General features: G+C 61.5%; 9 protein-coding genes and 2 tRNA genes. 7 read left to right on the plus strand and 4 right to left on the minus strand.

Going from position 1 to position 10,576, the window contains the following annotated elements; all coding sequences use genetic code 11:
* Nucleotides 1–69 precede the first annotated feature (69 nt).
* Nucleotides 70–474 carry a cupredoxin domain-containing protein gene (locus FS320_RS48520; protein WP_244627507.1) on the minus strand — a complete coding sequence of 135 codons (405 nt, stop codon included), beginning with the start codon at nucleotides 472–474 and terminating at the stop codon, nucleotides 70–72.
* A gap of 27 nt (nucleotides 475–501) precedes the next feature.
* On the minus strand, nucleotides 502–1,152 hold the full coding sequence (locus tag FS320_RS48525) for a multicopper oxidase family protein (RefSeq protein WP_244627508.1): 651 nt from the start codon (nucleotides 1,150–1,152) through the stop codon (nucleotides 502–504).
* Nucleotides 1,153–1,324: 172 nt separating this feature from the next.
* On the opposite strand from FS320_RS48525, the gene FS320_RS30905 reads away from it, so the two are divergent.
* From FS320_RS30905 to FS320_RS30935, 7 genes are all read left to right on the plus strand, one after another.
* Nucleotides 1,325–1,409 (plus strand) — tRNA-Leu (locus FS320_RS30905).
* Between the two features lie 112 nt (nucleotides 1,410–1,521).
* Nucleotides 1,522–2,889: a trigger factor gene (gene tig / locus FS320_RS30910; protein WP_152716204.1), complete on the plus strand. Its 1,368-nt coding sequence runs from the start codon at nucleotides 1,522–1,524 to the stop codon at nucleotides 2,887–2,889.
* 77 nt (nucleotides 2,890–2,966) lie between these two features.
* Nucleotides 2,967–3,599: an ATP-dependent Clp protease proteolytic subunit gene (locus FS320_RS30915; protein WP_152716192.1), complete on the plus strand. Its 633-nt coding sequence runs from the start codon at nucleotides 2,967–2,969 to the stop codon at nucleotides 3,597–3,599.
* A gap of 222 nt (nucleotides 3,600–3,821) precedes the next feature.
* On the plus strand, nucleotides 3,822–5,090 hold the full coding sequence (gene clpX / locus FS320_RS30920; protein ID WP_152716194.1) for an ATP-dependent Clp protease ATP-binding subunit ClpX: 1,269 nt from the start codon (nucleotides 3,822–3,824) through the stop codon (nucleotides 5,088–5,090).
* Nucleotides 5,091–5,322: 232 nt separating this feature from the next.
* Entirely contained in the window at nucleotides 5,323–7,749 is a 2,427-nt protein-coding gene (gene lon, locus FS320_RS30925; RefSeq protein WP_152716196.1) for an endopeptidase La, read from the plus strand.
* A 196-nt stretch (nucleotides 7,750–7,945) separates the two neighbouring features.
* The gene (locus FS320_RS30930) at nucleotides 7,946–8,224 is read left to right on the plus strand and encodes an HU family DNA-binding protein (protein ID WP_152716198.1); all 279 of its coding nucleotides are present in this window, start codon (nucleotides 7,946–7,948) and stop codon (nucleotides 8,222–8,224) included.
* Between the two features lie 191 nt (nucleotides 8,225–8,415).
* Nucleotides 8,416–8,491: transfer RNA gene (locus FS320_RS30935), tRNA-Val, on the plus strand.
* 39 nt (nucleotides 8,492–8,530) lie between these two features.
* Here the strand turns inward: FS320_RS30935 and FS320_RS30940 are convergent.
* Nucleotides 8,531–9,112: a DUF1003 domain-containing protein gene (locus FS320_RS30940; protein ID WP_338105556.1), complete on the minus strand. Its 582-nt coding sequence runs from the start codon at nucleotides 9,110–9,112 to the stop codon at nucleotides 8,531–8,533.
* 338 nt (nucleotides 9,113–9,450) lie between these two features.
* A complete protein-coding gene (locus FS320_RS30945; protein ID WP_152716202.1) occupies nucleotides 9,451–10,074 on the minus strand; it encodes a DUF4142 domain-containing protein in 624 nt (207 codons plus the stop codon).
* Nucleotides 10,075–10,576 lie beyond the last annotated feature (502 nt).

Below are 10,576 nucleotides of genomic sequence, written 5' to 3' on the forward strand. Positions count from 1 at the left end.
GCTCTTGACGGCCGCAGCTTGCAGGGGTTTGAGGTCGGCACCTGACTGCGGACCTCGAGGGGCCGACCCTCATCTCTTGTACAGCTCCACATCTCCTCCTTCAGAAATGTGTTCGTGACACACCGTCCAGGAACCATTGGGAGCCTTCGGATCTCCCTTGATCGTCACGTCCTTGCGGGTGGCGCTCTGAAGCTTGATGGCCTCGGGCAGCTTCGGATTGGGCGGCAGCGGCGTGATGGCGGGCAGTTCGGACCGCTTGTCCCCGGCGGTCACGATCTCGACGAGCGGCATCCCGTCTCCGATCAGGGCCATGACGGCACCGGCCGTTCCGGCCTCGGGGGCGAGGTCGACCAGCAGGTCGTAGCGGGTGCCGGGCGCGAAAGGCAGGGAGGCTTTCAGCGGCTCGAACGTGCTTGTCGGCTGGCCATCGATGGCGATGACGTAGGCTTTCAGGCCGTCGAAGCGCAGACGCATGGTCCGGGCGTTGCAGGCATTGGCGAGTCACAGGCGCAGGCGCCCGCCAGGGAGCGCCTCGATCCGCTGCGGCGTCGCCTTGCCGTTGACGCTAAGCCAGCTTCCAAGCCGCCCGGCGGCGGCTTCCGTTGGCTTCTCGAAGGGAGCGAGAGACCCGTCATCGTTCAGGCGCCAGTCGTCGACGAGCAGGGCGAGGTCCTGATCGACCTGCGGCGAATGTGGCTCCTCCACGATCAGGAAGCCCGAGAGGCCGCATTCCGCGGGCTCGGCGCTGCCGCCAAGAACACAGGGGCGGATCAGGAAGGTGCCGACATCGGGCGGGGTGAAGCGGTACTCATGTCTTTTTCCGGGGGCAGCCGGCTCCTGGGTCAGACCACCGACCCCATCCATGGCATTCGGACCCCGCACGCCGTGGAAATGAAGCGACAGGGGCAGGGCGGTCTCGTTCTGCAGCTTCAGGCGGAGCTCCGATCCGTGCTTGATGCGCAGAGCGGAACTCAGGCTCCCATCGAAAGTCCAAATGTCTGCCTCAGCGACCGCATCCGGGCGGAGCTTCGTCGGCGTAGGCTTTGCCGTCAGGACCTGTTCGGGGCCGTCCGGGATCTGGGCCCGTGACTCGCGGGAGAGGGCGACCAAGGTCGTGACGAGACCGGCGGTGACGGCGCGGCGGGTGATCATGAGGGCAGGCTCGTCTCAAGGCTTGCGGATGCTGGCATCGGTACAGCGTTGAACGTGAACGGCCAAGATTGGTTGCCATTTGGCCGCACACGAACTTTTTTGATGCACGCTTCGTCAACCATGCTATAGAGCCGCGTCCCGGAAGAGGGGTGCGCCCGCGCGCCGCTCCCGCGCGGGCGTGGCGGAATTGGTAGACGCACTGGATTTAGGTTCCAGCGACGAAAGTTGTGGGGGTTCGAGTCCCTCCGCCCGCACCAATCCCGCCAGGGTTGGTTATCCGGAGGCTCCGAGTGGCCTGGTTGACGGCATGAAGCCGCATCGGCCGGAGCCTGACAGAAATTTTTCGAGTGAATGAAGGCGAATAAAACCATGCAGGTGACGGAAACACTGTCCCAAGGCTTGAAGCGAGAGTTCAAGGTCGTGCTCCCGGCCACCGAGTTGGAAGAGCGCCTGAACAGCGAATTGTCGACCCTCAAGGATCGCGTGCGGATCAACGGATTCCGCCCCGGCAAGGTGCCGGTGGGACATCTGCGTAAGGTCTATGGTCGCTCCGTCATGGCGGACGTGCTGCAGAATGCCGTCAACGAGGCCAACCGTAAGATCGTCGAGGACAACAATCTGAAGCTCGCCCACGAGCCGCAGATCCAGTTCCCCGAGAGCCAGGAAGAGGTCGAAAAGGCCATGGAGGCCAAGGGCGACCTGGCGTTCACCGTCGCTCTCGAGGTCCTGCCGGTCTTCGAGCTCGCCGATCTCTCCGACGTGACGGTCAAGAAGCCGGTGGCCGATGTCACCGACGCCGAGATCACCGAATCGCTCGAGCGGATGGCCAAGCAGAACCGCTCCTTCGAGCCGAAGGAAGGCGCTGCGGTCGATGGCGACCGGGTGGTCGTGGATTTCGTGGGCCGCATCGACGGCACCGAGTTCGAGGGCGGCAAGGGCGAGGACATCCGGGTCGAGCTCGGCTCCAACACCTTCATCCCCGGCTTCGAGGACCAGCTCCTCGGCCTCAAGGCCGGCGACACCAAGCTCGTGAAGGTCACCTTCCCGGTGAACTACATGGCGGCCCATCTGGCCGGCAAGAATGCCGAGTTCGACGTGACCGTGAAGGAAATCGAGGCTCCGGGCGAGCTGAAGATCGACGATGAGATGGCCAAGGGCTTCGGCATGGACTCCCTGGACAAGCTCAAGGACGCGATCCGCGATGCCATCAAGCGCGATTTCGACGCCCAGTCCCGCCGCAAGGTGAAGAAGGATCTCCTTGATTCTCTCGACGCCAAGTACAGCTTTGAGCTGCCTCCGACCCTGGTCGAGCAGGAGTTCGCTGCCGTGTGGTCGCAGGTCGTCGGCGACATGAAGTCGAACAACCGCACCTTCGAGGACGAGAGCACCACGGAAGACGAGGCCAAGGCCGAGTACCGGAAGATCGCCGAGCGTCGTGTTCGCCTCGGCTTGGTCCTTGCACAGATCGGTGAGAAGACCGATATCAAGATCTCCGACGATGAGGTGACTCAGGCCCTCATCGAACGGGTCCGTCAGTACCCCGGCCAGGAGCGGCAGGTTTGGGAGTTCTACCAGAAGAACCCACAGGCCCTCGCTGAAATCCGGGCTCCTCTGTTCGAGGAGAAGGTCGTCGACCAGATCCTGTCCCAGGTGAAGGTGGATGAGGAGACCGTCTCCAAGGATGCGCTCTTCAGCGATGAGGACGAGGACGGAGAGAAAGCCGGCAAGGGCGAGTAACGCTCCTTTAAGCGTCTCGCTGCTTGCATGAATTGCACGGCCGCGCACCCGCGCGGCCGAATTGGAGCAGTGAGACAATGAGAGATCCGGTAGCGCTCTTTAACAATACGCTCGTCCCGATGGTGGTTGAGCAGTCGAACCGCGGCGAGCGCGCATTCGACATCTATTCGCGCCTCCTGCGCGAACGGATTATCTTCCTCACGGGTCCTGTCGAAGATTATTCGGCCTCGCTGATCGTGGCACAGCTTCTGTTCCTCGAGGCCGAGAACCCCAAGAAGGAAATCTCCTTCTATATCAACTCGCCCGGCGGCGTCGTGACCTCGGGCCTGTCGATCTACGACACGATGCAGTTCATCCGCTGCCCGGTCTCGACCCTCTGCGTTGGCCAGGCCGCCTCCATGGGCTCCCTTCTGCTGACCGCCGGCGAGAAGGGAATGCGCTTTGCCCTCCCGAACGCCCGCATCATGGTCCACCAGCCCTCCGGCGGCTATCAGGGCCAGGTCACGGACATCATGATTCATGCCCGCGAGAGCGAGGCCCTCAAGCGCCGTCTGAACGAGATTTATGTCGGCCATACGGGCCGTAACTACGAAGAGATCGATCGGGCGCTGGAGCGCGACAACTTCATGACCGCCGAGGCGGCCCGGGAGTTCGGCCTCATCGACCAGGTGATCGAGAAGCGTCCCGAGCCGGCCGCCACCCCGGCGTAACCCTTAAAACCTGGGGACAATATTCCCCCGGGTGCGTCTTTTTGCCGGGTAACCCCGTTTCTATTGATCGCGCGGCCTCCGCGTGATTGCATGTGGATTCGGGAGACAGGGCGATTTGGGCGTTCAACTCTTAGCGACGGAACATTTTATTAGGTCCGTCGCCTATAACTTAAGAGTGTTGGGCCGGCAGGAGCTGTCCCGGCACGGATTGGAGATGTGATAATGACCAAGGCTGGCGGCAACGACTCGAAGAGTACGCTGTACTGCTCCTTCTGCGGCAAGAGCCAGCATGAGGTTCGCAAGCTGATCGCTGGCCCGACGGTTTTCATCTGCGATGAATGCGTCGAGCTGTGCATGGACATCATCCGCGAGGAGTCGAAATCGTCTCTCGTGAAGTCCCGCGACGGGGTTCCGACCCCGAAGGAAATCAGCCGCGTTCTGGATGACTACGTGATCGGCCAGGAGCACGCCAAGAAGGTGCTCTCGGTGGCGGTGCACAACCATTACAAGCGCCTCGCCCATGCGACGAAGCACAACGACGTCGAACTGGCCAAGTCGAACATCCTGCTGATCGGGCCCACCGGCTCGGGCAAGACCCTGCTCGCGCAGACCCTGGCCCGGATCCTGGACGTGCCCTTCACCATGGCGGATGCGACGACCCTGACCGAGGCGGGCTATGTCGGCGAGGATGTGGAGAACATTATCCTCAAGCTGCTCCAGGCCTCCGACTACAATGTCGAGCGGGCTCAGCGCGGCATCGTCTATATCGACGAGATCGACAAGATCTCCCGCAAGTCCGACAACCCGTCCATCACCCGCGACGTGTCGGGCGAGGGCGTGCAGCAGGCTCTCCTGAAGATCATGGAAGGCACCGTTGCCTCCGTGCCTCCCCAGGGTGGCCGCAAGCACCCGCAGCAGGAATTCCTGCAGGTGGACACCACGAACATCTTGTTCATCTGCGGCGGCGCCTTCGCCGGGCTTGAGCGGATCATTTCCGGCCGCGGCAAGGGCACGTCCATCGGCTTCGGTGCGACGGTCCAGTCCCCCGACGACCGCCGCACGGGCGAGATCTTCCGCGCCGTCGAGCCTGAGGATCTGCTGAAGTTCGGCCTCATCCCCGAGTTCGTCGGCCGTCTGCCGGTTCTGGCGACGCTTGAGGATCTCGACGAGGACGCCCTCAAGAAGATCCTGCAGGAGCCCAAGAATGCCCTGGTGAAGCAGTATCAGCGTCTCTTCGAGATGGAGAACGTAAACCTGACCTTCCAGGACGAGGCCCTCTCCATGATCGCCCGCAAGGCGATCGAGCGGAAGACGGGTGCCCGCGGTCTACGTTCGATCATGGAAGGCATCCTGCTGGAGACCATGTACGACCTGCCGGGTCTCGATTCCGTCGAGCAGGTGGTGATCGGTCCCGAGGTGGTCGAGGGCAAGGCCAAGCCGCTCTTCATCCATGGCGAGCGCAACGATCAGGCAGCAAGCGCCAGCGCATAAGGGGCAGCCAGGGGGCACCCTTCATGAACCGATGTGTTGTGGGCAATCTTCTTGAAACAGTAAGCCCACAACGCCACATTATCTCTTGCGCCGGTGCTGTTCGCTCATGTTGCGAGGGAGAGCCCGGTGTACCGGATGCAGCCCATAACAAGAGCCTGAGCATTCCGGTTATTCGTCTGACATCCAGCTCATCCGAGGGGATCGCCGGACGCAGTCAAAAGGATACCGTCTCATGACACAGTCGAAGCCACGTCAGCCTGTCGTTCCAGGCTCGACCGGAACCTATGCGGTTCTGCCTCTGCGCGACATTGTTGTCTTTCCACATATGATCGTGCCGCTCTTCGTCGGCCGTGAAAAGTCGATCCGCGCGCTTGAGGAAGTGGTTAAGGGGGACCGTCACATTCTTCTAGCCACCCAGATCGATGCGACAGATGACGATCCGTCAACGGATGCGATCTACAAAGTCGGCACCCTGGCCAACGTCCTGCAACTGCTGAAGCTGCCCGACGGCACCGTGAAGGTGCTGGTCGAAGGCGCGAGCCGCGCCCAGGTGAATGCCTATACCCGCACGGACGAATATTACGAGGCCGAAGCCGAAGCGCTTCCGGACGCACTCGGTGATCAGGTGGAGGCCGAGGCTCTTGCCCGCTCCGTCGTGTCCGAGTTCGAAAACTACGTGAAGCTCAACAAGAAGGTGTCGCCGGAGGTCGTGACCGCCGTGACCCAGATCGACGAGCCCGCAAAGCTCGCCGACACGATCGCTTCGCATCTCGCCATCAAGATCGCCGACAAGCAGGCGATTCTTGAAACCGCTACCGTCGCCCAGCGCCTCGAAAAGGTGCTCGGCCTGATGGAGAGCGAGATCTCCGTTCTCCAGGTCGAGAAGCGGATCCGTACCCGCGTCAAGCGCCAGATGGAGAAGACGCAGCGCGAGTATTACCTCAACGAGCAGATGAAGGCGATCCAGAAGGAGCTCGGCGACGACGAAGGTCGTGACGAGTTGGCCGAGCTCGAAGAGAAGATCGAGAAGACCAAGTTCACGAAGGAAGCCCGTGAAAAGGCGCTGGGTGAGCTGAAGAAGCTCCGCCAGATGTCACCCATGTCGGCGGAAGCCACCGTCGTGCGCAACTATCTCGACTGGCTGCTCGGTATTCCGTGGAACCGCCGCTCGAAGATGAAGAAGGACCTCAAGGCCGCCCAGGATCTGCTCGATTCGGATCACTACGGTCTCGACAAGGTCAAGGAGCGTATCGTCGAGTATTTGGCCGTGCAGCAGCGCGCCAACAAGCTCACGGGCCCGATCCTCTGTCTCGTCGGTCCTCCCGGCGTGGGTAAGACCTCGCTCGGCAAGTCGATCGCAAAGGCCACGGGCCGCGAGTTCGTGCGCATGTCGCTCGGCGGGGTCCGTGACGAGTCGGAGATCCGCGGTCACCGTCGGACCTATATCGGCTCGATGCCCGGCAAGATCATCCAGTCGATGCGCAAGGCCAAGACGTCCAACCCGCTCATCCTGCTCGACGAAATCGACAAGATGGGCATGGACTTCCGCGGCGACCCGTCGGCGGCCCTGCTCGAGGTTCTCGACCCTGAGCAGAACTCGACCTTCAACGACCATTACCTGGAAGTCGATTACGACCTCTCCAATGTGATGTTCGTGACGACGGCCAATACGCTCAACATCCCGGCCCCGCTCCTCGATCGTATGGAAGTGATCCGCATCGCGGGTTACACCGAGGAGGAAAAGGCCGAGATCGCCCGCACCCACCTGATCCCCTCGGCCATGCAGAAGCACGGTCTGGCGCAGAAGGAGTGGAAGATCGGCGATGAGGCTCTGCTCATGCTGATCCGCCGCTACACCCGCGAGGCGGGCGTGCGTAACCTGGAGCGCGAGCTCGCCAACCTCATCCGCAAGGCCGTGAAGGAGATCCTGATCTCCAAGGTCAAGGCCGTCGAGGTCACGACCGACAACCTGCCCGAGTTCCTGGGACCGCCGCGTTATCGCTACGGCGAGGCCGAGACAGAGGATATGGTCGGCGCTGTCACGGGCCTGGCCTGGACAGAGGTCGGCGGCGAGCTTTTGACCATCGAAGGCATCATGATGCCGGGCAAGGGCAAGATGACCGTCACGGGCAACCTGCGTGACGTCATGAAGGAATCGATCTCGGCTGCGGCGTCCTACGTCCGCTCCCGCGCTCTCGATTTCGGTGTCGAGCCGCCCCTGTTCGACCGTCGGGACATCCACGTGCACGTGCCGGAAGGCGCGACGCCCAAGGACGGCCCATCGGCCGGCATCGCCATGGCGACCGCTATCGTCTCCGTCATCACCGGTATCCCGGTTCGCCGCGATATCGCCATGACAGGCGAGGTGACGTTGCGGGGCAGGGTGCTTCCGATCGGCGGCCTGAAGGAGAAGCTCCTGGCTGCTCTCCGCGGCGGTATGAAGAAGGTGCTGATCCCGGAAGAGAACGCCAAGGATTTGGCGGACATTCCGGCCAGCGTGAAGAACGGTCTGGAAATCGTGCCGGTCTCCATGATGGATCAGGTTCTTCAGCATGCGCTTGTGCGCATACCGGAGCGCATTGAATGGGATGAGGCTTCGGAGCTCAAGGGTCACAAGCCGGGCGTCGAGGACGACTCGGCCGGGGTGATCGCCCACTAAATCCAAACGCATGACGTTACGGTAGAAGCCCCTGGACCCCGGTCCAGGGGCTTCTTTTTTGATGAAAAGTGCAAATAATCGGCTGATTTCAGCCACTTCGGGGCTTGCTTACGGACAAGCTTTGCGCCAAACGAGTTGTCCCTGAAACGGTGGACCATTTCCTTTGCGACCGCCGTGATCACTGGAGGATATGACGATGAATAAAGGCGAGCTCGTTGCGGCAATCGCCGACAAGGTGGGCCTTTCGCGTGGCCAGGCTGGCGACGCGATCGACGCCGCCATCGAGGCGATCACCGGCGCTCTGAAGAAGGGCGACGAGGTGAAGATCGTCGGTTTCGGCACGTTCGTGGTGACAAACCGCGCTGCCGGTGAGGCGCGCAACCCGCGCACTGGCGAGAAGGTCAAGGTTCCCGCTTCTAAGACCCCCAAGTTCCGCGCTGGCGCGGGCCTGAAGGATGCCGTCAACGCGAAGTAATCGCATTTGAGCGATGTTCGCCGGCGCATCGTGCGGGAAAGCGGATCCGGTTTTCTGCACCGTGCGATGCGTCATTAAAGAGAGTTAGCATCGGATTGATCCCGAAAGTGCATTCCACTTTCAGGTCCGATGCTTTAAGAGGGCCGACGACGCTTGCGTTGTTGGCCTTCTCTTTTTATGTCAGGCCCATCGGGCGGTTAGCTCAGTTGGTAGAGCTTCGGTTTTACACACCGCAGGTCGGGGGTTCGAGTCCCTCACCGCCCACCATCTCCCATAGGATGAACAGCCTTCATCGAGCCCGGCCCTTCAGGGCGAATGGCTGTCTTCGTCTTCCGTCAGCCTGTCGAGAACTTTCTCCGGCGCGACGTGCCGTTCCAATTCTTCCAAGGTGGGATCGCTCGCCTCTCGGATGCCGAGGTGCCCGGCAATCGCGCGGGTTAGCGTCAGCAGGCGCGTGATCTCGTGCTCCGACAGCAGATTGGTCTGAAGATCCAGTTCCGAGCGCCGATCGGCCTCTGCAGCAGCACGATTCTGGCTGATCAGTACGAAGGTCGAGAGGAAGATCGCCTCGACGGAGGCGAAGGTCGCGAGGATGACGAAGGTCGGGTCGAAGGCCGGGACGCCGGGGACGAGGCCGAGATTGGCCGCGACCCAGCCTGCCACCAGCCCCAGGTGGACGTAAACGAAGGCCATGCTGCCGGAAAAGCGCGTAATGACCTCCGCGATGCGATCCTGCAGACTCGCCTTCTCCTCCTCCTGCTGCCGCTTGCGCCGCAAGGCGTCTATGTTGCGCTCGAGAACGGAGGTGAAGCCGGGAGGCTGAGCTGGAGGGGCGCTCGGACTATCCTGCCGTGCGGTTGCTCGATATTCCACGTTGCTTTTCGTCACGGTGATGTCCTTCTCCAAGCGTCATCTGGCCGAATAAGAACGACCGGTTCTGGCAAGAGTTCAGGCGTGAGAGTGCAAGCAGACGGCTTCGGGCGCGGCATCCGGAACGGGAGGTCCGCGTCAGCGAAATGCAGTTCCCGGTTGCCGCATCAACGATGCGCCGCATGTCGATGAGAGCATTGACCATGGGTTGGAACGCCGCACCTCGGCCCGTGAAACATTCCGGCTTGGACTGGGTTGGGGAAGGATCCCTCCAAGGATTGCTCCTGAGACTTAACCCGCTCCAGCCTCGACTGGGGCGGGCTTTGCGTATCTGAGGTCGTTAAGCCGACTGCATCTTATCGCAGGGTCTTCTGCATCTCTTCGAGCATGGCGAGCTGCTCGCGGATATGCCCACGGGCCATCTTGGCGACATTCGTGTGCTCGCGGTTCTGAGGGTTCGACTGCAGATAACGCTCCTGCACTTGGAGCAGGTCGCGGTGGCCTTGCAGCTGGGCCCGCAGGTACATCGTGTCGAATTCAGCTCCGGCTTGCTGGTTCTGCATCTTCTGCATCATGTCGTGGGCTGACGCGTCCATCTGCATGGGCGGCATGTTCATGCTGGAGGGATTAGACTGGCTGCCAGTCGATCCCGTCGCCGCCGTAGCGGCAGGCTCCATCATCGAGTGCAGCACCTCCGAGAGCGTGGTCTGCTCCTGGACCTCGAAATTCGCAAAGCGCTTCAGATCTTCGCTGCGTACCTTGTTCATGGCGATGCGGCTCGATTCCAGGGCCACCAAGCCAAGCTGCAACGTCTGCTGCATGTGCTGCATATCGGCTTGACTCATCTGCCCCCCTGTCTGGTTCATCGGCATGGTTCCGGAAGAGCATGAAGGCATGGCAGGGGAGGAGCCGCTCGTCTGGGCCAAGGCTGGGGAAACGACAAGCGCGGCGAGGCCGCCGAGTAGGGCACGACGATCCATCTTGTTCTCCTGCTCAAAGTCCCGGCTCGGCCGCGACACGCTGGAGAAGCGCTCGACTCTGGGCCGCCGTCAGAGGCCGACCGCTATGAGTGCTGCTTTGTTTCAGCTGGACTGAAAGGAGAGCGTATTCCGAGGCCTCGCCCGGCCCCGCACGGCAAAAAGCCGGCCCTGCGGCCGGCTGATACAGCTTCAGCAACTCATGGAAATGAATGGTCGGAGCGAGAGGATTTGAACCTCCGACCCCTAGTCCCCCAGACTAGATCCGAAAAGCTTCCGATGTGATCATGAGTGATCGGAAGCAATCAGGACAGAGCAAAATTCCTTTTAAAATAAGCTTTTTTCAGTTAGAGCACTAGAGCGCGTTGACATTCAGGCTTTCGACGGACTCGCAAATCTGATTCAAGCTCCTTTTGGGCGCGGAGGCTTGGGTGAGCGGAGTTCGTCTGATGTTGAAAGATCACCAGTGGGATCGGATGGAGCCGCATTTGCCGGGCAAACGCAT

It is taken from the genome of Microvirga tunisiensis, assembly GCF_009296175.1.
GTDB lineage: Bacteria > Pseudomonadota > Alphaproteobacteria > Rhizobiales > Beijerinckiaceae > Microvirga > Microvirga tunisiensis.